The sequence below is a fragment of the Enterococcus sp. S86.2 genome (assembly GCF_059834485.2).
Genome location: NZ_CM206813.1, coordinates 1,826,652 through 1,853,065, shown reverse-complemented (window position 1 = coordinate 1,853,065; position 26,414 = coordinate 1,826,652). Strand labels below are relative to the sequence as shown.

Below are 26,414 nucleotides of genomic sequence, written 5' to 3'. Positions count from 1 at the left end.
CGTAACCCCTTTCTTTTTTCATTTCTATTTTACTACTTTTTGTTTGTATTTGCATTGTTTTGTTTGTTTTAGTTTAAATATAGTGTGTAAAGTGTTTGTTTAATTGCTGTTTTCTGAAAAATGATGCAGACTTTTATAATTCATATCGTTAACAAGATCGACAGTAAAATCATCTAAATGATAAACAATTGACCATTCTGTTTGCCATTCACCATTCCACGGGATACTCACTTTTTGTAATAGATTCATCGTTTCTTTGGCAGATAACGTATTTTTTTTAGCTGTTAAAGTTTTTTTCAAAATATTATATCGCTCATGACCGATGCCAACGCCCAAATCATCTCCTTTAGAAAGTTGGAAATTTGTGGCGATGTTTGTGGAAATAGTATTCATTTTTTGGCCAGCCCAATCAACTATGACGCTTTTCCCACTGCGATCAGCAATTAAAAAGTGATAAGGTTTGCCAGCAGAAGAGTGCATATCGTATTTTTTTAATAAATTTATGGCTTCTTCTGTCGTTGCGGCTTTATCTAATAGCATGCGTACAGAAACTGTGGTGATAATAGGTATTTTACCGGTGTTTTGTTGGGTAGGTTCAGTCTGTAATTCAAGAACAGAAACGCTTAACCCTTTTTCATTCATGCCATCTACACAGCCGTATGGAGCAGCTAAAATAGCCAGTTTACCTCGCAGTGTTTCAGGCATTGTCTGCTCTTTTTTTGAAACACCAAGATGAGATAAACTGACCATTGAATAAGCAGCATAACCTTTTTTGGGTTTTGTGTAGACGAGTAGTGAGCCGGCTTTAGCGTAATCAAAATTCCGGCCGACTAAATTTTTTCCAGCAGGTGTGACCGCTGTAAACGCGCTACAGCCGAATAAGTTTTCGTTTGTTTCAATTGGGTAGCCAAAAAATATTTTTTTTGATACTTGTTTTTCCAAATCTTTAACACTTGCGACACCATGGGCCAAAATTTCATCTAACTTATAATCGGCTGTATAACGAACGTGATAAAAATCACCTTCAATTTTTTTGATTGAATTGATTGTTTTGATCTTTGTAAATAAAAGGATGGCTAAAATGATGCAAAGAAATAATGCGCCTCCTGCAATAAGTTTTAACATTCGTTTCACAATACTACCTCTTTTCTTTTTGATGAAATTATTGTATTATGCGAATGCTTTTGGCTACAATGGTTAATAAACAGCCGTTTTGTCGGTTAACCGACAAAAGAGAGATAGTCTGTCGATTAAGGAGAAAAAAGATGAATCAAGCAGATCGTCGCGTAAGACGTACAAAAAAAGTTTTACAAGAAAGTTTAGCGGTGTTGTTTAACGAAAAAAAATTAGAAAATATTACAATTCGAGAATTAACAGATTACGCTGATGTGCACCGCTCGACTTTTTATGCGCATTATGAAGATATCTATGCGTTATACACAGAAATAGAAGATAGCGTAATTGAACAGTAAACCAGTTAATCAATGAAAATTTTACTGTGGATTTAACGCAGTACTACCAACTGCTGTTTACTTATGTAGATCAGAATCAAAAGTTTTGCAAGATGCTCTTTAGTGATCATGCACCAGCTACATTTTTAGCGCGTTTAACAGTATTATTTCAATCAGCTTGTTTTAAAAGCTGGCAAGTCATACTTCAGACAGAGTATATTTCAGAAGAACTTCTCTATCTGGCAGATTATCAGGTACAGGGAAGTTTTATGCTTGTAAGACGGTGGAGTAAGTCTGACTTTTCTTTTTCGAAAGAAAAATTGATTGCAATGATTGCAACGATTGATGAAGAAATAAGTAATCAACTAGTTAAGAAAAAATTTTCAAATCGGTTTAATTTATGAAGCTCACTGCGCTTTTAGCAAATTGATTAATGTGAAAAAACCAACCTTTATCTCATGAAAAAAGATTATAAAAGCCTGATTTAAAAATAACCTGCTTTATCTTGAAAATGAATTTTTAATTGTGGTTAAAAAAAATAGTACTTTCCCCAAAATTCTCTCAGTTAATTATTCTTGAATTTTATAAGTGAAAAGAATAAACTAGTCCCTGTGAATTTTCAGAAAAATTTCTTTATTTTAAAAAATGAAGTAAAAGGGGCTTTTTTATGGAAGAAAAAACTTTTATGGGGCAACCGCGAGGGCTAGCGACATTGTTTTTCACTGAAATGTGGGAACGATTTAGCTACTACGGTATGCGCGCAATTCTACTTTATTATATGTATGATGCCGTTACAAATGGCGGCTTGGGTTTGCCTAAATCAACTGCAGTTGCTATCATGTCGATTTATGGTTCGTTAGTTTATATGTCGAGTATCGTGGGAGGCTGGATCTCTGATCGATTGTTGGGATCCCACAAGACAGTATTTTATGGCGGTATTTTTATTATGTTTGGTCATCTCGTCTTAGCAACGCCTTTTGGTTTAGCGGCACTTTTTATTTCGATGATTTTAATTGTGATTGGCACCGGGATGCTCAAATCAAATGTTTCCGGTATGGTGGGCCATCTTTACTCCAAAGAGGATTTACGCCGCGATACAGCATTTTCCATTTTTTATATGGGGATTAATATCGGTAGTCTGATCGCCCCGCTTGTGGTGGGGACGCTAGGACAAAATGTTAACTACCACTTAGGTTTTTCAATTGCAGCAGTGGGGATGTTCTTTGGTTTAGTCCAGTACCGTATCCAAGGACGCAAAACTTTAGCAAATATTGGCGTTAACGTTGCCAATCCATTAGTCGGCGCCGAACGGACCAAATTTTTCCGCAATTTGGTTGTGGCTGTAATTTTAGTTGGCATCCTTTTTGGTGGAGCGTTTATTTTCAACCGTCTGGATGTTGATTTCTTTATTGACAGTATTAGTGTTTTAGGAATATTGCTGCCGGTCTATTACTTTACGACGATGTTACGTTCAAAAGACGTTACCGCTGATGAAAAGAAAAAAGTTTTAGCCTATATCCCATTGTTTTTATCCGCGATAGTTTTTTGGTCACTAGAAGAACAAGGCTCATCAATATTGGCACTTTTTGCGGCGGATCGTACCCAATCTACCATTTTTGGCATCGCGATTCCGGCTAGTCTATACCAAACCTTAAATCCGCTGTTCGTCGTATTGTTGACGCCAGTTTTTGTCGCTCTATGGACAAAGTTAGGTAAAAAACAGCCAACTACAGAAGTGAAATTTGCGATTGGCTTGATCTTAGCAGGGCTTTCCTTTGTATTGTTGATGTTTCCAAGCTTAATTTTCGGCGTTGATCATAAAGTAAGCCCCATGTGGTTAGTAGGGAGTTTCTTTATTATGATTGCCGGTGAGATGTGCCTTTCACCGGTGGGTTTGTCTGTCACGACCAAATTAGCACCAAAAGCTTTTGAAGCGCAGACCTTGGCTATTTGGTTATTAGCAGATGCTTCTTCACAAGCAATCAATGCGCAAATAACCCGTTTTTATTCACCTAGCACAGAAGGAAGTTACTTTGCGATTGTTGGTGGGGTAGCCGTTGTTGTAGGGATTCTACTTTATTGTGCTAAAAAACCAATTCGTCGGTTGATTGGTAATATTCATTAATAAAAAGACTGAAGAAATCCCATAACTTAGAGCAGAAGTATTGAAATCACCATTTTTACTTGTGATAAACTTATCCATTCTTATCGATTTACAAAAGTACGTTGTCAGTTTCTTTAAAGAGGCTGGTAATGTACTTTTTTTATTTAAATACTAGCTTTACAGCTATTTGTCTTTTCCAAAAAAGGTCTGAGAAGGAAATTCCCCTTAATAAATTCTTAATATTTATTGCTGTTTTTTATTACGTGAAAATTTCTGTTTTCCTAAAAGAAAAGCTATTTAATTAACTCTTTAATAATTTCTTAATACGTTGATAAACAGTAGTTTGATAGGAATAAAGGAACCTTTTTAATTCAATATTATTTGTTTTATATCATTTTTCTTCAATATTTTTTTGTTTTTTTATTATGAGAGCACTTTTTCTTAGATACACTTTGTTTAAGCTTTTTTTCAGAAAATGCTATGATTTTTATAGAAGTTAACAAAATGTAAACGTTTGAAATTCTTTTAAAAAGGAGGGTATATCATGGGATTTATTTGGTCGTTAATTGTTGGTGGCGTAATTGGAGCGATTGCTGGTGCAATTACAAATAAAGGTTCTTCAATGGGACTAATTTTAAATGTACTAGCAGGATTAATTGGCTCATCAATTGGTCAAGCTCTATTTGGCACATGGGGTCCTGTAATCGGAGGAATGGCAATTTTTCCATCTTTAATTGGTGCAGTTATCTTAGTTGCGGTCGTATCATTTTTTGTCGGTAAAAAAGCAGCCTAAAAGGAAGTGATTGTATGCGAAAAAGTACAAAGGTAGTTTTACTTTTAGTAATCTTTTTCTTATTCTTTCCCCTTTTTCACACTTTGATTACAACACAATATGTGGCAGGCTGGTCTTTTGTACTACGCCCTTTTACAACGTATCCACTTATTGGTGATGCCATGGGGCAATTTTTATTTTGGTCGGCAGCAGGTTTGTTAATTTTGCTGATTATTAGTATTTTTGTGATTATTTTCTTTCCTAAAGTTAGTAATGAATTGGAAATTAACACTGAAAATGGAACGTTGACAATCCAAAAAAAGGCAATCGAAAGCTACGTATTAACAGCAGTCAAAGAGGAACCTTTTATTGCTAATCCATCAGTTAAAGCTGTGATTAAGAAAAAGAAAATTAAAATCTACGTTAGTGGTCAAATGCGCAAAGTCTTTCAGACTACACAAAGACAACAAGCGCTTGCAGATAAAATCAAGACCGATTTAAACCAATTATTTGGTGCCAAACAGGAAATCGTAACGGATGTAATTTTCAAAGATTTTCGTGATCAAAAACACGAAAACGATGAGCCAAGAGTTCTATAGGAGGGATAATGATGAAAGAATTAGCAGCACAATATAAATATCCTTTGATTTGTGGAGCCCTTGGTTTATTACTGGCAATATTAATTCTTACGATTGGTATTTTAAAGACATTATTGTTAGTAATATTTACTGCAATTGGCTTATATTTGGGTTTTTATCTGCAATCAATTGGTTTTTTTGAGCAATTCCGCTCAAAGCGTTAAAAAATTTAAGTGATTAAACCGCAAGTTCGGTTAACAAATATTTAGGAGGAATTTAACATGGAAAACAAAACACCAGGTATGAAACCAGAAACAAAACCGGTACCACCAAAACCACCAGTACCAAAAGCTGAGGGGATTAAAGGTGAATTGACTTTTGATGACAAAGTTGTTGAAAAAATCATCGGTATCGCTCTTGATGAAATCAGCGGTTTACTAACAGTAGATGGTGGTTTCTTCTCTAATATTGCTGGTAAATTAGTGAATACAGACAACCCAACTTCTGGCATTGATGTTGAAGTTGGTAAAAAACAAGTGGCAGTAGATCTTTCCATTGTAGCTGAATATGGCAAAGACATTACTTCTATCTACAATCAAATCAAAGAAGTCGTTGCCCGTGAAGTGAAAAATATGACAGGATTAGATGTTATTGAAGTTAACGTTGACGTTGTCGATGTGAAATCAAAAGAACAATATGAAAAAGATTCTGTTACTGTTCAAGATCAGCTATCTGACGCTGCATCTGCTACAGGTGAATTTGCTTCTAAACAAACTGAAAAAGCAAAAAATGCTTTAGGCAAAGCCGGAGATAAAGTTAGTGATGGCGCGCAAGACGTGAAAGAAAATGTACAACAAGCAAGAGAACCACGGGTAGAGTAGTGACTTACCTTTTTTAATTAACCCGACAAATCAGCAAGTATAAAACTTGCTGATTTGTCGTTTTTTTTGTTTTTACAAGATAAAGCATGAAGGCCTTATTTATATGCTCGTCAGGTTAACGTTTGTTTAACGTTCTCATTTGGCGTAACATAAAAGAAAAGTATAAAAAAGGAGAGCCGTGATGGGGGAGTCGACAGAAAATTTTTGGGATAAAATTTTAGAAGAAATGATGAATAATATTCAAGATCCAAATGAGTTCAGTGGTAAAATTGGCATGTCAGTCGTCTTATTACTACTGTTAATCGGTTTGGAGTGGCTTTTTCATCAGCTTTGGCGCAAAATTATTGAAGATGTCAAAACGTTAAATATCGTGGGAACAATTACACGTTTTTTATTGCGTTTTTTATTTTTAATTAGCTTAACGCGCCTGTGGTTAAATGCGTTGGATACATTATTAATTGTACTGATTTTTATTGGTGTAGTTCTTTCGTTGGCGATTAAAGGATTAATCAGTAATGTGGCCGGTTGGTTTTTAATTGTGAATAAGCATCACTTTAGAATGTATGATCGAATTGAAATCGGTAACGTTAAAGGTGAAATCATCTCTGTTGGCATCTTATATTTTACACTCATGGAAATTAGTCATTGGTTTGACGCAGAAGCCCCTACAGGCCGAACTGTCAAAATTCCCAATAGTAAAATTTTGACAGAAGCAGTTTACAATTATAATGAGATGACGCCTTTTGTCTGGAAAGAAATCAGCTACAATTTGGCTTTTGAAAGTAATTGGCAACTGGCACAAAAAATTATAGCTGCATCTCTTTTAAACTATTATGAAAATTTTGAAAAAGAATACTTAGCAGATGAGCTGTTTAAAAAAGCTGTAATGAAAAAAATGCAGTTGTTTGACGGTGAATTAAAACCAGTTCAAATTGTTGATGTCACAAAAGACGGAATTGTATTAAAAGTTCGCTATATTGTCTACTATACAGAGGGTACTTACGTCGCAACACAATTGCACCAAGAAATATTACAAGCATTTCAGACTGAAAAAATTGAAATGGCTGGTAGAAGAATCTATTTTACCCAAGGAGAGAATACAAATGGTTAAACCAACGATTACGATGAAAGATTTAGACAAGATAGATATCCGTGTAGGGAAAATTGTTAAAGTTTTTGATATTACTGCCTCTGATAAGTTAGTGGGTTTAGTGGTAGACTTCGGTGAATTCCAACGAACCATTTTAGTGGGGATGAAAAAAGAACGAGAAAATCCCCAAGCAGAAATTGAAGGCAAGCAGGCATTATTTGTCGTTAATTTGGCACCCAAGCTGATGTTTGGGATTGAATCCCATGGGATGCTTTTTGATATAGGCTATACCAATAAAATTACGCCGGTTTTAGCAATACCAGAAAAAGAAGTTCCCAATGGTACAATTGCTGGTTGAATACAGTTTTACTAATAAAGAGGATAAATTAAAAGGCATCAGGTCAAACTGGCATTTTAATTTATCCTCTTTATTTTTAGCGTGATTTTAAAGTTTGCTCCCAAGACTGGCTAAATGTGGATGAGTCTCCAAAATTAAACCAGCCGTTTCTTCGATTGAGCGATTTGTGACATCAAATGATTGGATACCATATCTTTGGTACAGTTCTTTTGCATAGCGCATCTCGTTTTGAATACGGGTTTCGTCGGTATAACTGCTACCATTGGTAAGACCCAAGGCATAAAGTCGAGAGTGACGGAATTTTTTTATATATTGGGGATCGGCCATTAAGCCAACAATCTTTTCTTTAGGGACTTGTTCTAATTCTTGCGGTAAACTCACTTCTGGAATTAGGGGCAAATTGGCAACTTTAATCGACTGGTTGGCCAAATACATGGAAAGTGGTGTTTTTGACGTTCGAGAAGGCCCTAGAATAATTAAGTCTGCTTTTAAAAAGCCTTTGGGATCTTTACCATCATCATAACGAGAAGCAAAATTAATGGCATTCATTCGATAATAATATTGATCGTTTAATTGACTAACCGTCGAAGGGTCGCTGATTGGTGCTGTATCTGTCAAGGTTTCAAACATGTGCAAAATGGAGTTTAAAAGCTCTTGATGTTGTAGATTATTTTCCTGACAAAAGCTTTTGACTTCATTAGCTAACTCATCTTGAATAAAAGTAGTCAGGACTGCACTCTTATTTTCTTTTGCTTCTGCTAAAATTTCCTTTAGCGTTTGTTTATCACGAACTAAAGGATAACGTTTCAAATCAATATCTTTTCCGCGAAACTGTCCGGCGGCAGCATTGGCTAAAACTTGGGCAGCATCACCTGAGACATCTGAAATAACTACAATCGATAACTTTTCCATCGGCTTACTCCTTTATATTTTCAATTAGATAATCGTGAATACGGGTTTTGGTAATTTTACCTACAGCAACTTTAGGATTGCTTTTTTTTAGTACCGGTAGCGAGTCAACGTGCAGTGTGCGCAATTTTTCTGCAGCAGTTAAAAGCAGATCATCTTCAAAACAAGTACTAATTTGCGGGAGTCGCGTCATGACCACTGTTACGGGTGTCTTATCAATCATCTTATTTAATGAGGCCCGTAATAAATCTTTGCGGGACAATAAACCGACTAATTCGTGGGCATCGTTTACTACATATAAGGAACCGACATCGTACATGAAAAGGGTGGTAATTCCATCGTAAATCGTACTTTCTTGTGAAATATTTAAAGGTGGAATCATAATTTCTCTCACAGATATCGCGAGTAATTCCTCCAAGGTTTCACTCTGGTTTATTGGTCCAGCATAAACATAGCCAACTTTTGGACGTGCTTGCAAAACACCTGTCATAGTCAAAATGGAAAAATCATTTCGTAAGGTGGCACGAGATAGACCAAGAATTTCAGCAATTTTTTCTCCACTGATTGGTTGGTTTTTCTTTACGATTTCAGTGATTGCTAATTGTCGCTGGGATAATTCCACCACAATCCCTCCAATCTTTTATAAAATACTATCTTTTGATTTTATCACTTTTTATGCAGGTATGACACATTATAATTATATAGTGTAACTAAATTAATTAACAGTATATCACATATTTTTATTGACAAAATATATTTCCAAAGGTATAGTCGTTTTATATTAAATAGTATATCACTTTGGAGGTAATGGTGTGGCTAAATTAACGTATCGTTTTCAAGAAGGTAAAAAAGAATGGAAGGATCTTTTGGGCGGCAAAGGCGCTAATTTATGTGAAATGACAAATCTTGATTTACCAGTGCCAAATGGATTTATTATTAGTACAGATGCATGTAAAAATTATTTAGCTCAAGAAGAAAAAGCACTATCAAAAGGCTTGATAGCTGAAATTAATTTTCAAGTAAAAGAATTGGAAGCGTTAACGAATAAAAGTTTTGGTATAGGTGTTAACCCGTTGCTAGTATCGGTTCGTAGTGGTGCGAAATATTCGATGCCAGGAATGATGGATACAATTTTGAATTTGGGGTTAAATGATGAGACAGTTTATGCACTGGCTGAAATTACCCAAAATAAAGATTTTGCTTTTCAGTGTTACTGCCGCTTCATTCAAATGTTTGCTGATGTTGTGTATAATATTCCAGCTGAAAATTTTGTAGCAATTCCAACTGGGACAAAAGAAAAGTCAGATTGGGAAACTATTATCTCGAATTACCAAAAGATTTTTGCGCGTGCAACAGGGCGGAAATTTCCTCAAGATGCCTTTGAACAATTACAAATTGCCGTGGAGGCAGTTTTTTCCAGTTGGAATAATCAACGCGCCAAGGTATATCGTCGTATTCACAATATCTCGGATAATTTAGGCACTGCGGTTACCATTCAACAAATGGTTTTTGGTAATTACTCTGAAAATTCTGGAACAGGGGTGATGTTTACCCGCAATCCCGCCACAGGAGAAAAAAGCGTGTATGGGGAGTACTTACTAAAAGCGCAAGGAGAAGACATCGTCGCAGGAATTAAAACCCCCGAACCAATTTGTACGCTCCAAGAAAAAATGCCAGATGTATACGCTGAATTAATTGAAATTGCTATGCAACTTGAAAAGCATTATTGCGACATGCAAGATGTTGAATTTACGATTGAAGCAGGAAAATTGTATATGTTGCAAACTCGCATCGGTAAACGCACACCCCAAGCGGCAGTTGCAATCGCCTACGATTTAATGAAAGAAGGCGTAATCAGTGAAGAAACATTGATTAATCGCCTTGATGAAGAAATGATTGCGCAATTGATGCATCCAAGTTTTACCAATGATGCTAAAAAGAAAGCAGCGATTGTTCGCGGTTTACCGGCAAGTCCAGGAGCTGCGGTGGGTCAAGTGGCTTTTACCGCGAAAGCCGCAAAAGAAATGTCTGATAAAGGCAGCCAGGTAATTCTAGTCCGTAATGAAACTTCCCCAGAAGATATTGAAGGTATGAGTGTCAGTGAGGCTATCGTCACAGCTCGTGGCGGAATGACTTCTCATGCAGCGGTTGTCGCTAGAGGAATGGGAGTATGCTGTGTTGTAGGGTGTGAAGACTTGCAAGTCGATGAAGAAAAAGGGGTTGCTAACTTTACCGATGGGATTTTAAAAACAGGTGATTTTATTTCAGTAGATGGTAGCAGCGGTCGTATTTATTTAGGTCAACTGGCTTTAAATGAGGCCGAAACTTCAGCGGTTTTAGAAAAAGTTTTGAAAATCTGTGATGCCCATGCCACAATGGCTGTCTATGGGAATGCTGAAACACCGCGAGAAATAAAAGAGGCACTTTTAAAAGGAGCAAAAGGAATTGGTTTAGCACGCACCGAGCACATGTTTTTCCAAAAAGAACGCCTCAAGATGATGCGGCAATTAATATTAGCTGATAATCGTTCTCGCATGGATGAAGCACTAGCGTATATCAAGGAAAAGCAAAAAAGTGATTTTCGTCAAATGTATCAAATTTTAGGAAAATTGCCTTGTACAATTCGTTTATTGGATCCACCATTACATGAATTTTTACCTCAAGATAGATCAGAATTGCGTGCAATCGCCAAAGAGTTGAATTTGAATAGTCAAGAGGTAATCGCCAAAGTAAAAAGCTTAGCAGAGGTAAACCCAATGTTAGGTCTGCGGGGTGTACGCCTAGGAATTACCTGTCCGGAGATTTATCAAATGCAAGTAGCAGCGATTATGGAGGCGGCACTTGAGATATCTGCGCAAGAAAAAATTACCATAACGCCCCACATCATGATTCCTTTAGTGGGGACAGTCAAAGAATTTAGGATAGTAAAGGACAGTTGTCAGGAAGTTATTAACGGCTTGTTTGAAAAAACAGGAACAAACTTGCCTTTTGAAATTGGAACGATGATTGAAATTCCTAGAGCTTGCCTGATTGCTGATCAATTAGCAGCAGTAGCAGATTTCTTCAGTTTTGGGACAAATGACTTAACCCAGCTGACTTATGGTTATTCAAGAGATGATGCCCATAAATTTTTGCCAACATATACGCATCAGGAAATTTTGCCAAGTGATCCTTTCCAACATTTAGACCAAGAAGGCGTAGGAAAATTAATGCGTTTTGCTTCAGAAAATGGCAAGCAAGAAAAAGAATCTTTGTCAGTTGGAGTTTGCGGAGAGGTGGGGGGAGATCCAGCGTCTATTGCTTTTATCCAAACCTTACCGGTGGATTACGTCTCTTGTTCACCATTTCGAATTCCTAACGCCCGTCTCGCTTGTGCCAAGGCTGCAATTGCAAATAAAAAACAACTTATAAAATTGTAGCTTGAAGTCTGTCGTAAGATAATACAAACCCGCCACTTTTATAGAGGCGGGTTTTTTAATTATCAGGAAAGTATCCCATTTTTTACGCACATTTTCATAGAATCTTTTTGGAATTGAAAATAATTTATAAAAAATCCCAATTTCAAAATTCGATCCGCTTTCATAAGTCGTAATAAAAGACAGATGAAGTAAACTAACTTATAATAAGTAAATCGAAATTCTTTTTTAAAAGAAAGTAGATAATCTTAACGTGATGTTAGAGGAATTATTTGGGGGTATTCGATGACTACTTTATTAATTATTGCTGTATTGGTGGTTTTTGCTGCACTGCTTTATGTGTTTTGGCGCCAACAGCAAAAACACTTGAAATTTTCAACCCGCGTCTTTGTGGCATTGTTTGCTGGGATTGTTTTTGGCGGACTATTGCAATTAATTTTTGGCACAAAAGACGCTGTGACCGCTGGTGCTTTAGAATGGATTCAAATTGTCGGGAATGGTTACGTAAGCTTATTACAAATGTTGGTTATGCCACTTGTCTTTGTTTCAATTGTGTGTGCTTTTACACGCATGAAAGAAAGTAACAAGCTAGGAAAAATTAGTTTTACCGTCTTGGCAACGCTCTTAGCAACAACAGCTGTTGCGGCGTTAATTGGTTACACGAGTATTGTGGTATTCAATTTAGATGGCGCCTCTTTTACGCAAGGTGCAGCTGAATCTGCTCGCATTGCTGAATTGGCACAACGCCAGACACAAGTGGAAAACTTATCAATTCCACAACAGATTCTATCTTTTATTCCAACCAACGTTTTTGCTGATTTAGCTGGCACACGGGCAACCAGTACGATTGGGGTTGTAATCTTTTCGGCATTTGTCGGTGTTGCTTATCTTGGTGTAAAAAGAAAAGCGCCAAAAGAAGCGGAATTTTTTGAAAAGCTGATGGACAGTCTTTACAAAATTGTCATGCGGATTGTAACTTTGGTTTTACGCTTAACACCATATGGCGTTTTTGCCTTAATGACCAATGTATTGGCTTCAAGTGACTTTGCGGCAATCGTTAACTTAGGGAAATTCATTTTGGCTTCTTATAGTGCATTAATTGTCGTGATGTTGGTCCATTTACTTGTATTAAGTTTTGTCAAAGTCAGTCCAGTTACTTATTTGAAAAAAGCATTGCCAGTTTTAAGTTTTGCGTTTACCTCACGTTCATCTGCTGGTTCAATGCCATTAAATATTGAGACACAAACCAAGGCATTTGGAGTGGATGATGCTACTGCGAATTTTGCTGCTAGCTTTGGTATCTCAATTGGACAAAATGGTTGTGCGGGAGTTTATCCGGCGATGTTAGCAACAATTGTTGCACCAACTGCCGGCATTGATATTTTTAGTATCCAATTTGTCTTAATGTTAATCGCCGTGGTGACGATTAGTTCCTTTGGTGTAGCCGGAGTTGGTGGTGGCGCTACTTTTGCTTCGTTGATCGTCTTAGGTGCATTGAATTTACCGATTGCTATTGTTGGTTTGGTTATTTCAGTAGAACCACTTATTGATATGGCTCGGACAGCAATTAATGTCAGTGATGCGATGGTGGCAGGAATTGTCACTTCCACAAGAATTAAAGAAATTGATCGTAGCGTCCTTGAAAATCCAGACGCTGTCATTGATACCCAAGCATAATAACAAAAACAGTAAGGAAAATGCGTAAAGTTAAAATAGAGAAGTCTATTTTTGTCTTTATGCGTTTAATCCTTACTGTTTTTATTTCGTTTTAATAAAAATGTTTCACAAAAAAATATTGTAATTTACTTAAATGTAATAGGTAGCAGAATTATCACTGTCTTATCGAAAATAAATTAAATGCAAGTTTCTTTTCTTGGGGGGGATGTTTCACAATAGGCCAATCTTTTTCCACAATTAAAAAAAAGGTATTAGAAAAAAATGGGGGAATCCGAGTGAAAAAAATTTAAAAAAGGATTGTTTCCTGAATATCTTTTTGCTAGAATGGAAAATCAAGCCGAATTTCTTTTTTTGTAACAAATTGGTAGAAAATAATTTTTATTGAAACTTTTTTGGCTAAAAAAGTGATAATATTTCTTTTTTTTATCTTTTTTAGAAATTTTACTTTATGGTCTATGATATAATGGCAGTGTTTTTAAAAGGTAGTACCAATTGTTAGCAACTATCTTTTAAAGCTAGAGAAGAGGTTATACGATGTACAGAAGAGAACTCCTAAATGACTGGGATAAAAAAATTATGGAATTTCTCCGTTTTCTGACCCAAAGAGGAAATCGTGCTACTAAAAAAGCAGTCGCGCAAAAATTAGCACTGACAAGACCAACCTTGTTGAAACTAGTGGCAGATATTCAAGCAATTTTTAAGGATATGGAAGGGTTCCAACTGACTGCTTCCAACTATGAATATTATTTACATATTGATTTAACTCAGAATTTAAGTTTTATTACAAAATATTTGATGCAATATTCCCGTAAGTATAAGATTTTAAAAGAGATTTTTTTTCGTGAAAATGTGAATGTTAACTATTTTTGCGATTTAAATGGGTTAAGTATGGCAACTTATTATGCTGAGGTAAAGGAACTGAATCAATTATTACTTGAATTTGATTTGGTTATTAAAAATAATCAAATTCAAGGTTCTGAATTGCAAATTCGTCATTTTTTCAGTTCTCTTTTTTTTCATACACTTCCTGTTACAAAGATTGAACAATTACAAGAGCAGTTGTTACCGACCGCGTTTATTTCTGATTTGGAACAATGCTTAGAAATTCGCGTTAATCATTGTTTTTTACATGAATTGACTCTCTACTTATGGGTCGTGAAAATTCGCAGCGAACAAGGAAAAGATCAGCTAGCTACTGAGGCTGATTTTGTGGCGGAAATCCGCAATCTAGGTAATCGGGAGAGCTTTATTAGTGGCGTGCAGGAGATGTCTAGTTTTGGCATTTTAAAAAATTTATGCCATAAGCATTTAGTTTATTTTCCGACCCAAAAAAATAGTGAAGTGAGCCGCTTGATTTGCTTTTTCATGAGCCATCATTTTTCTTCTTCGGATTCTTTATTGTTCAGAGAATTAAAAGATCTAGGTCGAAGACATAACTTTGTCAGCTTTCGTTTTGTGCAAACATTTCTTTTTCTATCAGAAGCTACCTCAACTAAAAATAGTTATGTCGTCTATAATGTAATCAAGTCGATTTGGCAAAATATTTTGCTAAAAGGACAGATTATGATGGATCAAGCTATCTTCTTTAATCGCTATTTAGATGAATTGGAAGCTATTGATCAAAAAAAACATTTTGATGGGATTGTTTTGCAATTAGAAAGTTACTTTCCAGAATTATTTTTTCATCAAAAGATCACCGATCCGCTACGGGGTGATTTAGGACGGGCCTTTTTATATTTACAAGAAGAAAAAGAAGCCTTGTATCATGTGGGGATTTATTATGTCGGCAACCAACTTTTGGCCCGGCAAATGACGGAATATTATCTGTATGAGCTGAATAAGTATCCGAATCTATATGCCACTGCTTGGAATAGCAGTAGTGACTTTGATATCGTATTAAGTAATTATGAAATTGGTGATTTAATTCAAAAAGAACAATTGTTTTATATTAATGTTTCTCATCCGGAGTTGAATATTCAAGAAATTTTGAAATATGTAAAAACAAAACAAAAAAGGGTAGGGTAAAAAAGTCAGGCTAAAATTAGTAGGATAAAGCTCCTAGCACAAATAGAATTTTCTTATTGGCTGTACTGCTAAATTTCATTTAAATACTTGTGATAATTGAAAAATCCAAAAGCGAAGTTTTATTGCCTGAGCTTTTGGATTTTTTAGTAGCTTAAAAATAGTTTCCCGATTTTTCTAATATTTTTACAGGGGTGTAAAAAAAATCAGAACTTTTATTTCTATTAAATTGTTAGAATTTTATTAGATAAGGGGGAGTTATATGAGGAAAACAAAATTTACGAAAAAAATGATTTTAGACAAAGCCGCAAAGTTTGTTCAGACATATGGCTTTGATGAATTGACGACCCGTAACTTAGCCGACTATATGAAAATGAGTACCCAGCCAATTTACAAACAATTTGATTCGATGCATGATTTAAAACAAGCATTGGTCATCAATTATTTTGCCAAAATTAATCAAAGTTTTGCAAAAGTCGATTATGCGAATGGTTTAGCTGACTTTGCCTTACATTTTGTCGTTTATAATCAGAAATGTTATGAATTGTTTTTACATATCTTTTTTTATCCCCAAAAAAAGAGCACAACTTGTCGTGCGATTCAAACAATTTCTCAACAATTCTTTTATGATTTGATTCAAGCTGACCCCAAATTATGCCAGTTATCTACAAGTCAGCAACAGCAGTTACAAGAGCAGTATTTTCTACTTCTAATTGGAAGTGTGCTGACTCATCGCCGTTTCATTGAAGTGCAGCAAGAAAAAGTTATGTTGTTGCAACTAAATGATTTAGTAGACAATCTAACCCAACATATCGCCAAACAAAATTGATGAAGTCTTTTAGTAAAGTAGAAGCAGCCAAATTGTAATAATGGCTATCTACTGGCTAAAAGGCTTTTTTATTGTGGTAAGAAAATCTCATAAAGGGGGATTTCTTTACTATTATTTGATGGAGGATTGTAAAATAGCTGTATTTTGCTACTCTGAATAAAGAGAGACGAAATAAATGGGGTTAGGGGCGATTTGATGAACTTAAGGTCACTACTAAGTAAAAGCATGCTACGGCATTTACACTTATTAGAATTACTACATGAAAGTCAATATGGACTACCAACAGATACGCTAATAAAGGAATTGCAATGTTCATTGCCAGTCTTATTAAACGATATCCGTCTGATTAATGAAGAACAAGATATCGCACAAATTGAGAAATATAAAGGATTACATCAGCTTAAAATGCAAAAATCATCCTCCGTTAGTCGTTTGTATGCTGAATTTTTGCGGCGATCCTCGGAGTTTCAGATTTTTGAGGCTTTATTATACGAGCAGCACGATAATATTACCGAACTGGCAGGAGAATTATATTTAAGTGTTTCCAATACGCAACGTTACTTGAAAAAAATTCAAGCTGCTCTAAAAGAAATCGGCGTTGAATTAAAACATCGTCCTTTACGCTTGGAAGGAAAAGAAAGTACTATTCGGCAACTCTATTATCGTTATTTTTCAGAAAAAAATTATCAATTGGAAATCAGTTTGCCAACCTTTACAAAAGAGCAACAAAATCTGTTGATCGACTTTGTAAAAGCGTTTCTTCAAAAAAATGGTTTTTTACAAAAACATATTTTTGTTCATCGTTTGGTTTATAATTTATACATTAGCTTATGGCGGATTAAAAATCACCATCATTTCTCAAAATGGCAATTACAAAATGAAGGTATTGCATTACCAACAGGAAGTGTGGCAACACAATTTCAGCAGTTGGTTTTTCAAGCTTTTAACTTTGCTTATGATGAGCAAAATTGCAAAGATTCATTTTGGCTTTTATATAGTGATAGCCTAATTTTGAACACAAATCAATTGGCAGCAATTTTGCAAAATAACGAACGCGGCAAGACTCATTTTGCCATTCACCAGCAACTGGTTGCCAAGTTTAGTGGACTGTTGACAAAACCCTTAACAAAAGAGGAACAAATAGAGCTTAGTTGTATTTTGCAAAATTTTTCTTTTCTCTATGCAACTGATGGTACTTGTGTAAATATTCTTCGTCTTGATAAAAAAGATTTCGTTGTCACAATGGCAAAAATATATCCCTTTGGTGTAGAGAAAATTAAACAATTAGTAACAGATATTGCCACGAGCTATCATTTTTATTTTGAAAAAGACTTCATTATTGCTTATGTATACTGGCTTATCACCTTTGTACCAGATTGGATGGAAAAAATAAAATTAAGTCACAAGAGAGTTAAGATTTTGCTGCTTTCGAGTTTGTCGCCTACCGCAGAAAGCTATTTAGCTATGCAGATTACCAAAAAAATTTATGGTAATTTTGAAATAGTGCAAGGAAATCAAGCTGAAAAAGACTTCATGACAGAAATTCGCCACTATGACTTAATTTTAACCACAGAAGATGTGAAACTAGATGATAATTTGGCTGTGCTACATATCGACTCGTATTTGTCTTGGCACAATATTTTTTTAATACAAGAAAAAGTCAGTGAATTAACTGAAAATATGACCGAACTAGCGGAAAAGGTATCTTAAAAAGTGTTTTAGCGGTAAAAAAGACCGAATTATTTTAAAGATAGCAGCGGCTATTTTTAAATTATTCGGTCTTTTAAAAGCATACCAGTAATATTTATTTTAATTGAAAATCAAGCGTGACAGGATTGTGATCAGAATAAGCAAAATCTGTATCTACCACTGCGACATTTTTAACCGCAATATTATCTGAAACAATAAAGCCATCGATCAAAGTCACGAAGGTGTGGCCTTTTTTATAAGCCTCATTTAAATTTCGCGCAGAAGGAACTTTGGCAGTTGCTAAATTGTTTACGGGAATATGAAAACATTTGGGTAACTTGTCTTTTGGAAAAGGATGCGTCCAAGTCAAAGGCGTTTTGGCAGTGCCAAAAACCGCAGGAGCATCTCCTAAAATATCGTGATTAAAGTCGCCGGCAACTAAAACGTAATTGCCTTTTTCATATTCTGTTGTCAAAAAATCTGTGAGTTTTTTTAATTGTGCATTTTGAATAGCTTTGTTTTTGGTATATGCTGATAAATGAATGTTAATTAAGACTAATGCTTTACCATTTTTGACAGGAGTTTTTGTTACTGTAAAGGCACGGTCATAGTCTAAAATTTTTGTGACGCCTTTATCAATGGGCAGCTGGTAGCGTTTGGCCTGCATTAATGAACTCTTACTCAACGTAACTAAGCCAGATTTTGTTTTGCCAATGGGCTCAGAAAAAGGGTAGAAGAGATAAGGTGAGTCATAGTTTACCCCATAGACACTATTATAGTTACCAAATTTTTGTTGGAGCAAATTTACTTCGTTAACGTGATAAGAACGATCACCATTTTCGTCAACTTCTTGATAGAAGACTAAATCTGGCTTTTGTTTTTTTACGGATTTGGTAATTCCTGCCAGATTTTTATAAACAATCCCTTTATTATCAGCCCGGGATTGTGTCCCGCCATCCATAAAGAAACTGTAAGTCGGTGGATAAGAAGCGTAGCCAATATTATACGTTAGTGCGCGGTAATTTGTGTTTGTTGCTAGGGTTTTCTCTTGCTGGGCTTTGACATTTAAATTTACATTATCGGCAATACGATGATAACTCAAAAAGACATACCCTAAATATCCGCTTACTACTAAAAGAAACGTGCCAATGAGTAGCAAAATTATTTTCAACCATTTTTTCATTTTCTTACCTCCTGGTAGTTATCCTACACAAAATCATAAAAACTGTCACACGATTGAATTTACGAATTATTTTTTAGATTTTTTTTACTAGAGTTAACTTTAATGAAGTATTTTCAAGCAGTTTGGGGTATAATCCCCAACAAGAGGTGATGTGCGTGGCTTGGACGAAAGAAGAAAAAATAGCTGCTTATGAATTATTATTACTGCAACAAAAAGGATTACTTGAAATCGAGGATGATCTATTGGCAAATCTCGCCAATTCTTCTGCTTTATTAAAGGAAACTTTGCCGGATACTGTATTTTCTGGCTACTATCTTTTTAAAGATGATCAGTTAATCTTAGGACCATTCCAAGGGCGCGTTTCCTGTACCCGCATTCAAGTGGGGAAAGGTGTTTGTGGTGAAAGCGCTCAAAAACGACAAACAATTATCGTAGCCAATGTGAAAGAACATGAAAATTATATTTCTTGTGACTCTGCTGCGCTGTCTGAAATTGTCGTGCCTTTGGTTAAGAATAATGAATTGATCGGAGTCTTAGATCTTGATAGTAGTAAAACAGGTAGCTACGATGAAATTGATCAAAATTTTTTAGAGGAATATGCACAACTACTAATGCAATAAACAAAGTAGCTAAAAGAAAAATTACACAGACGATACGAAGAACAATTCATTAAAAATTAATGCTTTTCAATTTTTATTAGTTTAAAAAACTCTGGATAACAGTCTTTACGAGCTGTTTTCAGAGTTTTTTTGTCTTTCTTGTTAAAAATACTTGGCAGTATAATTAAATAATGGTATATTTATATTATAAAATAATGAAAATAAGGTTATAAAAGGAGAAACAATGAACAGAGATAATATTAGTTTAGGTCATGTATATGAATGTAAACCAGTCGGACTACAACGTCGTGTTATTGGTGAAGTTGTTAAAAAATTGGAGAATTGTCTAGTATTAAGCGTTGAAAAATATGATTTGGTTGATCATGATGAAATTCAAGAACGCTTTGGGAAAGTTGTTGTGAAATACTCAGAGGTTTATGGCAAAGCTGAAGTAGAATGTTTCTTTAGTTAAGTCAAACTAAGATTTTTAGAAAAAACAGGAGTCTAAAAATCAAAAAAAGACTTCAAAAAGTAGCTTGTAAAAATACGCTGCTTTTTGAAGTCTTTTTATAGTTTAGCCTGCGATAGTTAAAGAGGGGCCATACACCTGAGCTAACTTTTTATTTAAGACAACAAAGAATAGATCCAGTTAAAAGGGATAAAAAATAGTTTTTCCAAATTAAAGACCTCCTTTTTTATCATTTTAACATGCAAAGGAATTACATAATGATGAATTTTTTTTACAGTTTGGCAAAAATTAAGACAAAAGTGACAAAAATATAACAGTGGATAAATCATTTTTTACGGGACAATCAGTATAAAATAGTGCACTAAATTTAACGTAAATTTAGTTAAAGAGATTAATCTTTGCAAAAAAAATATTTATTGTTTTGTCATGTTAAAATAATTGGACTATTGGTATCATTATACTGGCAGAGAAACTGAAGGAAATATTTGTTTTTTTATCAAATTTGACATTTTTAAGTAACCGGTTTACCATAACGGATATAAAAACGCTTTAAAACTGGGAGGACAACACAGGTGAATGCTCCAAATCTTATATTTGATGTAACTTTTTTTGGTGAAAGCATGGGCTACACAAAAGAAATACTATTAATTGATTTGCAAAAAATGGGTTTTAAAGGAATCACTATTCACCACAAAATGCTTGAAGAAGTAACAAAAACAGATGAAATAAAAAAAATAGCGGCCATGGCACAAAAATTAGGATTAAAAATTAGTTATGTTATTGAAGATGAATTGTTTAAAATGGGCCGGTTAAATAAAAGGGTGCCGCATTATTTAATGGAAGCTAAAAATTTAGGAGCAACAGAGCTAATTTTAACGATTGGTGACTATAGCCCAGCTGGATTAAAAGCCCTTAGAAAATTAGATTCATTGGCCATTACAATTACAGTAACCAACGATCAAGCTTATCCATCAGGAAGACTCGATAAGATTGCAGAGTTTCTTTTAGCAGTTAAAGTACTTCCTATTAATCTAGGCTATCTGTTTAATCTTGGAAATTGGCGTTTTGTTGGAGAAGATGAGCAAGTTGCCGTAGATATGCTAAAAGAGTATATCACAGAAATTTTTTTGCAAGATGTTACATATATTAATGAATTACCGGTCATAACAACACCAGATTGTGGCTTTGTTGACTGGCGACAAGTTTTGCGCTGCTTACCAGCCAATGTAGATATTGTTCTTTCGTTTCCAACTACTTCTCTTGCTGAGATTAAAAAAGTGAGAGACCTAGTGCTGGAACATAACGCTATTCCTTCAGTGGAAGCGAGTTAGAAAAATTAGTTTTCATTTTATTGTTAAAAATATAAACATCTATATAAACCATGCTTAAAAGGAGTTGATCTTCTTTTGAGCATGGTTTTTTTAAGAGCGTCAACTTTATAATCATGTTTCATTGATATGACAAGCGCCAAATAAAAATGACTGGCAGATTAAAAAAAGAAGTGCAAAACCACTTTTGTGATTTTGCACTTCTTTTATGGAGACGGCGGGAGTCGAACCCGCGTCCAAACACATCGCCACCCAAAAGACTACGCTCATAGTCCGCTCTTTTGAAATTCGCTTAGTAAAACGCCGAGAGACAGGCTTTTTACGTTGCTAGTCTGATAATCTCTGCTAAGTTTTACAGACGGAAAAACTTAGTGTATCCCACTAAATTTGAGACCCTTACCCGAGCACATGGGCGATGCCGGGAGGATCTACGCTAACTGTTTTTAGGCAGCTAAAGCGTAAGAGTTTTCGTTTTTAGCAGTTATATTTAACTGTAACGTTTTAACGTAGCCGTAACCTACGAAGCGCCATTCGAGCTCGAACTATGCCTGTCGAATCCGTAACGTCCCCAAAATAAAGGGCATTACAGCAAAAGTAATTATAACATGAAAGCCAGACTGTGAAAAGTCTGGCAACCTTTTTTATTAAATTAATTCAAAATGTTTTAAGGCGTGGACAATGCCGCCTTCGGTATTTTTTTTCGTAATAAAATCAGCTTTTTCTTTTAATACGTCAACTGCATTACCCATGGCAATTTTAATATCACAAGCCTCAAAAAGAGCTAAGTCGTTGGGGCCATCACCAAAAGCGTAAGAAGGAACGTCAGTCAATTGTAGTTTTTCTTGCAGAATTTTTACAGCGTTACCTTTTGAAACCGTTTTTTTAACAGTATCAAGAGAAAAAGGGGTATTGCGATAAAAATTCAGTTGTGGAAATTGGCTCGTGTAATAGGTGTCATTGTCTTGGCCTAAGACAAGGAGCATGTTAACGGGTTTGGTTAAATAACCTTCTGGATCAATAGGCGGAACAGGGGTGTGGATAAAGTCATAGGCACCTAGCAAAAATTCATTGTGCGCATTACACCAGATTTCCTTTTCATTATAAAAAGAAATAACATCGTTGTTTTCTTTAACGGCGTCGTAAACTTCTTTAATTAGTTCTTTATCATATACATCTGAAAAAATTATATCACCAGCGACGCGAATAAAGGCGCCATTCATAATAATATCGCTATCGATATTGGCTTCTTTCATAATCGCTGCAACTTCAACTTCAGTTCGTCCGGTTGCGATTACCGGTAAGATGTTGTTTTCTTTTAATTGTGTCATGGCTTCTTTAATTTCAGGACGGACTTGCGATTTATCATCTAGTAAAGTACCGTCTAAATCAAAAAAAGCAGTGGCTTTATAAGTCATTTGCATTTCTCCTTTTTTGCGAGTTGAATAAAGCTGAGGTAGATAACAAGGCATAGGTCATATGTTTTAGTCAAACTACCAAAAAATAAATTAATCTTCCTTATCACTTTAGCAAAATAATCACAGGCTTACTAGTAATTTTACTGGAAAAGTAAGCGAAATAAAAAATTGGAGTAGTTTTTAGAAAGCCCATTTATAAATGGATTTGATAGTGCCATTTAACAGTTATTGGCGCATATAAAAGGCAACAGTCAAATGTAAAGTGTGTTCTTTGTATTTTTCTTAGCAAAGGGTGAAAAAATCGGCAAGCTTGCTTGAAGAAAATGTGAAGTTGTTGGTCTTGCTTATAAATTTCAGTTATACTATGGGCAAGGAGTGAAGCAGTTGTGATTTTTTTATACGTTGGCGTCATTATGCTGGTTATTGGCTTTTGTTTCTTTTTATTTCCAGCGAAAAAGCCAAATCCAATTTATGGCTATCCCTCAATTTTAGCAAAGAAAAATGTTGGAAATTGGCGGTATGCTCAGAAAATAAATGGCCTTTTTTTATTAGGGATTGGCTTGTTTTGTACATTGATTGGATATTTACTAAAAGAAACGGGGAATACCAATTATTTTATTGCGGAAATGCTTTTAATTCCATTACCGATTATTGGTGTTTTTGCTGGAACTGAGGAACTGTTACAGCGTTTTGATCGTCGCCATACAGCAAAAGAGAAGGAAAGGTAGGGGACAAAAATGAATATTTTAATGATTGAAGACAATGAAGCTGTTTCAGAAATGATGCAGATGTTTTTTCTAAATGAAGGTTGGGAAGCAACTTTTAAATACGATGGGCAAGAAGGTTTAGACGCTTTTTTGGCACAACCTGGACACTGGGACATGATTACCTTGGATTTAAATTTACCCGGTTTAGACGGAATGGCAGTGGCGCGGGAAATTCGTAAAATTTCCAAGACTGTACCGATTATCATGTTGACGGCTAGAGACTCAGAAAGTGATCAAGTGATTGGCTTAGAGATGGGGGCAGATGATTATGTGACCAAACCCTTTAGTCCATTGACTCTCATTGCGCGTATGAAGGCTTTACATCGCCGTAGTGAGCTGGCGGAAAAAGTAGCTACAGAAAAAGATGATGATGAGACTTTTGATATTGTCACAAAACACTTCAAAATGAACACGAAAACCAGAGAAGCTTATTTAGATGATACGCTGATTGACGGATTGACACCAAAAGAGTTTGACTTACTTTATACTTTAGCGAAAAAACCGCGTCAAGTTTTTTCACGGGAACAGTTACTGGAATTAGTTTGGGATTACCAATACTTTGGGGATGAGCGCACAGTAGATGCTCATATTAAAAAATTGCGTCAAAAAATTGAAAAAGTAGGACCACAAGTGATTCAAACGGTCTGGGGTGTTGGCTATAAATTTGATGATTCTGGGGTGGCATAATGCGCTACCTTTATCAGCAGTTAATGGCTTTTTGGGTCGTAATTGCCGTAATTTTATTAATTGTTGGTATTTCTTTTACCCAATTGACCAAACAGACCATGGAAGATAATAATTATCGGCAATTATTCGGTTACGCGGAATCGGTGGCTAAAACTGCGCAAAACTATGCAGAGTTGCCCAATGCTGGGGCTACAACGCCAGATGAAAGTCTTCATAATTCTTTGATGTTTACAGAACTTGCGTTAAATCAACAAGACGTTAATTTTGTTTTTGTGGATAAAAGTGGCAAGTCTACCTACCCCACGAATGCTAACGTTCATTTTTCGATTACCAAAACGCAGTGGACGGCGTTAAAAGCTGGCGAGCGACAGAAAAAAACTTCAGATACCAATGTATTTGGTGAACATGAAGTTACCTCCTATGCTATGGTTCCTTTTAATTTAGAAGGGGAATTTTACGGTGCGCTAATTGTGACGCAGCCGGCAAAAAACATTTCAGATAGCGTGAACGCAGTTACCTTGAACTTGTTTAAGGGTTTTATTATTTCAAGTGTGATTGCATTGATCATCAGCTATTTTTACGCGAGTATGCAGGTACGGCGGATTAATCGCATGAAAAAGGCGACTAAAGAAATTGCCAGTGGAAATTTTGATGTACAGCTGCCCGTTCACGATAAAGATGAATTTGATGAACTAGCAGATGATTTTAATAAAATGACGGTTTCTTTAAAGGAATCACAAGAAGAAATCGAACGGCAAGAAGAGCGGCGTAAACAGTTTATGGCAGATGCTTCTCACGAAATGCGTACACCGTTAACTACTATTAATGGTTTACTAGAGGGGCTAGAGTACAACGCCATTCCTGAAAATCAAAAGGAAAATGCAGTCCGTTTGATGAAAAATGAAACAGAACGCTTAATACGTCTCGTCAATGAAAATTTAGACTATGAAAAAATCCGGACCAATCAAATCTCAATTGTAGTCAAAAAATTTAATGGTACCGAAGCTTTAAAAAATATTTTAACCCAATTAGAGGCTAAAGCTGAAGCGGCAGGAGATAAGCTGCACTTTGAGGTTAAAGAACCCATCGAAGTGTATGCTGATTATGATCGTTTCGTTCAAGTGGTGGTCAACATCATTCAAAATGCCATTCAGTTCACGCAAGATGGCGATATTTATGTGAATTTGAAAAAAGGCTACTTAGAAACGATCGTAGAGATTCAAGATACTGGCATCGGCATGACCGAAGAACAACAACGTAACATTTGGGATCGTTATTACAAAGCAGATCCTTCTCGAAAAAATCGTAAATTTGGTGAATCGGGTTTAGGTTTACCAATTGTCCAACAGCTGGTGCGTCTTCATAAAGGGACCATCAAAGTTGAAAGTAAATTAAATGAGGGAACGAAATTTACCATTACTTTCCCAGATGTTGAAATTGTTGACGATACGAAAGAAAAATAAAATAGGAGTAAATCCCCTTGAAGCTTTTGCGGGATTTACTCCTATTTTTATAACTATAATTATTTAACTTTATTGATCATAAGCCGAAAATTCAAAAATTTAAGTAGCAATTGAATTTCCTTGCCTTATGACTAAAAGCTGCGGATATTATTAAAGCCTTATTTAATTTAAAACAAGTAGAACTGTAAGTTACAGTTCTACTTGTTTTAAATTATCGACTAATGCCTCATCGGTCGTAAGAAGATAGATTACCAAGTCATCTTTTTCAATCAAATCGCGAAAAAGGTTGAAGAGTTGTTGGCGTTGCGGGATATTTAAGGCGGTGGTGATATCTTCAAAACAGATAAATTTATTATTTGCTAATAAAGCACGAAAAAGCTGTAACTGAATGATTTCTACCATAGTTAAGCTTGCGACTTCTTTGTTTAAAAGTCCAGCGGTGATTTGAAGTTCTTTGGCTAAGGGCAGCTCGGTAATTTTTTGTTTATAAAACTTATTGGGAAAGCCCATCAATAGATTTTCAGTTATCGAAAGGTAAGGAATAAAATCAGGAGTTAAGCTGATTTTGCCAACATCTGCTGTGAGACGTTGTAATTCTCGCTGAAAATTTTGCTGGGCTTCTGATAACGTCCTACCATAAAAAACTTTAAAATTTTGTTGGCTAATTTTTTCCATAAAAACACTTCCTTTACTTTACATGAATAGCCTTTGCGCAAACTAAATAAGA

Annotated in this window: 26 protein-coding genes and 1 other RNA gene; 20 read left to right on the top strand and 7 right to left on the bottom strand. The window is 35.4% G+C overall.

Going from position 1 to position 26,414, the window contains the following annotated elements:
- Positions 1–99 precede the first annotated feature (99 nt).
- Entirely contained in the window at positions 100–1,125 is a 1,026-nt protein-coding gene (locus tag AC6R0T_RS08660; RefSeq protein WP_303754765.1) for a linear amide C-N hydrolase, read from the bottom strand.
- Positions 1,126–1,265: 140 nt separating this feature from the next.
- Here AC6R0T_RS08660 and AC6R0T_RS08655 point away from each other — a divergent pair, with 140 nt between their 5' ends.
- The 9 genes from AC6R0T_RS08655 to AC6R0T_RS08615 all read left to right on the top strand — a co-directional run bounded on the left by AC6R0T_RS08655 (position 1,266) and on the right by AC6R0T_RS08615 (position 7,234).
- Positions 1,266–1,472 carry a TetR/AcrR family transcriptional regulator gene (locus tag AC6R0T_RS08655; protein ID WP_303754711.1) on the top strand — a complete coding sequence of 69 codons (207 nt, stop codon included), beginning with the start codon at positions 1,266–1,268 and terminating at the stop codon, positions 1,470–1,472.
- 26 nt (positions 1,473–1,498) lie between these two features.
- A complete protein-coding gene (locus AC6R0T_RS08650; RefSeq protein ID WP_303754712.1) occupies positions 1,499–1,855 on the top strand; it encodes a TetR-like C-terminal domain-containing protein in 357 nt (118 codons plus the stop codon).
- A gap of 263 nt (positions 1,856–2,118) precedes the next feature.
- A complete protein-coding gene (locus tag AC6R0T_RS08645) occupies positions 2,119–3,576 on the top strand; it encodes a peptide MFS transporter (RefSeq protein ID WP_230709116.1) in 1,458 nt (485 codons plus the stop codon).
- Between the two features lie 523 nt (positions 3,577–4,099).
- The gene (locus tag AC6R0T_RS08640) at positions 4,100–4,348 is read left to right on the top strand and encodes a GlsB/YeaQ/YmgE family stress response membrane protein (protein ID WP_173103316.1); all 249 of its coding nucleotides are present in this window, start codon (positions 4,100–4,102) and stop codon (positions 4,346–4,348) included.
- A gap of 14 nt (positions 4,349–4,362) precedes the next feature.
- Positions 4,363–4,926 (top strand): alkaline shock response membrane anchor protein AmaP, encoded by a 564-nt coding sequence (gene amaP, locus AC6R0T_RS08635; RefSeq protein WP_206904737.1) that lies wholly within the window; start codon positions 4,363–4,365, stop codon positions 4,924–4,926.
- Positions 4,927–4,937: 11 nt separating this feature from the next.
- Complete coding sequence (locus AC6R0T_RS08630; protein ID WP_206904723.1) at positions 4,938–5,129, top strand: DUF2273 domain-containing protein; 192 nt, start codon at positions 4,938–4,940, stop codon at positions 5,127–5,129.
- A 57-nt stretch (positions 5,130–5,186) separates the two neighbouring features.
- Positions 5,187–5,786 (top strand): Asp23/Gls24 family envelope stress response protein, encoded by a 600-nt coding sequence (locus AC6R0T_RS08625; RefSeq protein WP_206904721.1) that lies wholly within the window; start codon positions 5,187–5,189, stop codon positions 5,784–5,786.
- A gap of 181 nt (positions 5,787–5,967) precedes the next feature.
- Complete coding sequence (locus tag AC6R0T_RS08620; protein ID WP_303754715.1) at positions 5,968–6,897, top strand: mechanosensitive ion channel family protein; 930 nt, start codon at positions 5,968–5,970, stop codon at positions 6,895–6,897.
- Positions 6,890–7,234, top strand: coding sequence for a tRNA-binding protein (locus tag AC6R0T_RS08615; RefSeq protein ID WP_230709110.1), 345 nt, complete (start codon positions 6,890–6,892; stop codon positions 7,232–7,234). The genes AC6R0T_RS08620 and AC6R0T_RS08615 overlap by 8 nt, the downstream gene beginning before the upstream one ends.
- Before the next feature lie 87 nt (positions 7,235–7,321).
- On the opposite strand, the gene AC6R0T_RS08610 is transcribed toward AC6R0T_RS08615, so the two are convergent.
- Positions 7,322–8,146, bottom strand: coding sequence for a pyruvate, water dikinase regulatory protein (locus AC6R0T_RS08610; protein WP_206904710.1), 825 nt, complete (start codon positions 8,144–8,146; stop codon positions 7,322–7,324).
- A 4-nt stretch (positions 8,147–8,150) separates the two neighbouring features.
- Positions 8,151–8,765: a helix-turn-helix transcriptional regulator gene (locus tag AC6R0T_RS08605; RefSeq protein ID WP_303754716.1), complete on the bottom strand. Its 615-nt coding sequence runs from the start codon at positions 8,763–8,765 to the stop codon at positions 8,151–8,153.
- Positions 8,766–8,955: 190 nt separating this feature from the next.
- Here AC6R0T_RS08605 and ppdK point away from each other — a divergent pair, with 190 nt between their 5' ends.
- From ppdK to AC6R0T_RS08580, 5 genes are all read left to right on the top strand, one after another.
- Positions 8,956–11,562, top strand: coding sequence for a pyruvate, phosphate dikinase (ppdK, locus tag AC6R0T_RS08600; RefSeq protein ID WP_303754718.1), 2,607 nt, complete (start codon positions 8,956–8,958; stop codon positions 11,560–11,562).
- Positions 11,563–11,844: 282 nt separating this feature from the next.
- Positions 11,845–13,236, top strand: a complete 1,392-nt coding sequence (locus AC6R0T_RS08595; protein ID WP_282462343.1) for an L-cystine transporter — start codon at positions 11,845–11,847, stop codon at positions 13,234–13,236.
- Positions 13,237–13,770: 534 nt separating this feature from the next.
- Positions 13,771–15,261 carry a helix-turn-helix domain-containing protein gene (locus tag AC6R0T_RS08590; RefSeq protein WP_230709100.1) on the top strand — a complete coding sequence of 497 codons (1,491 nt, stop codon included), beginning with the start codon at positions 13,771–13,773 and terminating at the stop codon, positions 15,259–15,261.
- 259 nt (positions 15,262–15,520) lie between these two features.
- Positions 15,521–16,087 carry a TetR/AcrR family transcriptional regulator gene (locus AC6R0T_RS08585; RefSeq protein WP_303754720.1) on the top strand — a complete coding sequence of 189 codons (567 nt, stop codon included), beginning with the start codon at positions 15,521–15,523 and terminating at the stop codon, positions 16,085–16,087.
- 195 nt (positions 16,088–16,282) lie between these two features.
- On the top strand, positions 16,283–17,797 hold the full coding sequence (locus AC6R0T_RS08580; RefSeq protein WP_303754722.1) for an AcpB/EbpR/MafR family transcriptional regulator: 1,515 nt from the start codon (positions 16,283–16,285) through the stop codon (positions 17,795–17,797).
- 94 nt (positions 17,798–17,891) lie between these two features.
- Here the strand turns inward: AC6R0T_RS08580 and AC6R0T_RS08575 are convergent, their stop codons facing one another.
- Positions 17,892–18,959 carry an endonuclease/exonuclease/phosphatase family protein gene (locus AC6R0T_RS08575; protein WP_303754724.1) on the bottom strand — a complete coding sequence of 356 codons (1,068 nt, stop codon included), beginning with the start codon at positions 18,957–18,959 and terminating at the stop codon, positions 17,892–17,894.
- Positions 18,960–19,108: 149 nt separating this feature from the next.
- Between AC6R0T_RS08575 and msrC the strand changes: the two genes are divergently transcribed.
- From msrC to AC6R0T_RS08560, 3 genes are all read left to right on the top strand, one after another.
- Positions 19,109–19,579, top strand: coding sequence for a free L-methionine (R)-S-oxide reductase MsrC (msrC, locus tag AC6R0T_RS08570; protein ID WP_303754726.1), 471 nt, complete (start codon positions 19,109–19,111; stop codon positions 19,577–19,579).
- Between the two features lie 223 nt (positions 19,580–19,802).
- Positions 19,803–20,030 (top strand): hypothetical protein, encoded by a 228-nt coding sequence (locus AC6R0T_RS08565; RefSeq protein WP_206904693.1) that lies wholly within the window; start codon positions 19,803–19,805, stop codon positions 20,028–20,030.
- A gap of 569 nt (positions 20,031–20,599) precedes the next feature.
- Positions 20,600–21,358 carry an IolE/MocC family protein gene (locus AC6R0T_RS08560; protein WP_303754729.1) on the top strand — a complete coding sequence of 253 codons (759 nt, stop codon included), beginning with the start codon at positions 20,600–20,602 and terminating at the stop codon, positions 21,356–21,358.
- Positions 21,359–21,561: 203 nt separating this feature from the next.
- Here AC6R0T_RS08560 and ssrA read toward each other — a convergent pair.
- Both ssrA and AC6R0T_RS08550 read right to left on the bottom strand, forming a co-directional pair.
- Positions 21,562–21,925: a transfer-messenger RNA gene (gene ssrA, locus AC6R0T_RS08555) on the bottom strand.
- A gap of 74 nt (positions 21,926–21,999) precedes the next feature.
- Complete coding sequence (locus AC6R0T_RS08550) at positions 22,000–22,770, bottom strand: Cof-type HAD-IIB family hydrolase (RefSeq protein WP_303754730.1); 771 nt, start codon at positions 22,768–22,770, stop codon at positions 22,000–22,002.
- A 386-nt stretch (positions 22,771–23,156) separates the two neighbouring features.
- Between AC6R0T_RS08550 and AC6R0T_RS08545 the strand changes: the two genes are divergently transcribed.
- The 3 genes from AC6R0T_RS08545 to AC6R0T_RS08535 are packed head-to-tail and all read left to right on the top strand — an operon-like array spanning position 23,157 to position 25,687.
- Positions 23,157–23,498, top strand: a complete 342-nt coding sequence (locus AC6R0T_RS08545) for an SdpI family protein (RefSeq protein ID WP_206904688.1) — start codon at positions 23,157–23,159, stop codon at positions 23,496–23,498.
- A 9-nt stretch (positions 23,499–23,507) separates the two neighbouring features.
- Positions 23,508–24,224 carry a winged helix-turn-helix domain-containing protein gene (locus AC6R0T_RS08540; RefSeq protein ID WP_206904686.1) on the top strand — a complete coding sequence of 239 codons (717 nt, stop codon included), beginning with the start codon at positions 23,508–23,510 and terminating at the stop codon, positions 24,222–24,224.
- On the top strand, positions 24,224–25,687 hold the full coding sequence (locus AC6R0T_RS08535; RefSeq protein WP_303754733.1) for an ATP-binding protein: 1,464 nt from the start codon (positions 24,224–24,226) through the stop codon (positions 25,685–25,687). Before AC6R0T_RS08540 ends, AC6R0T_RS08535 begins: the two co-directional genes overlap by 1 nt.
- A gap of 189 nt (positions 25,688–25,876) precedes the next feature.
- Here AC6R0T_RS08535 and AC6R0T_RS08530 read toward each other — a convergent pair whose 3' ends face one another.
- Entirely contained in the window at positions 25,877–26,362 is a 486-nt protein-coding gene (locus AC6R0T_RS08530) for a hypothetical protein (RefSeq protein WP_230709056.1), read from the bottom strand.
- Positions 26,363–26,414: the final 52 nt, after the last annotated feature.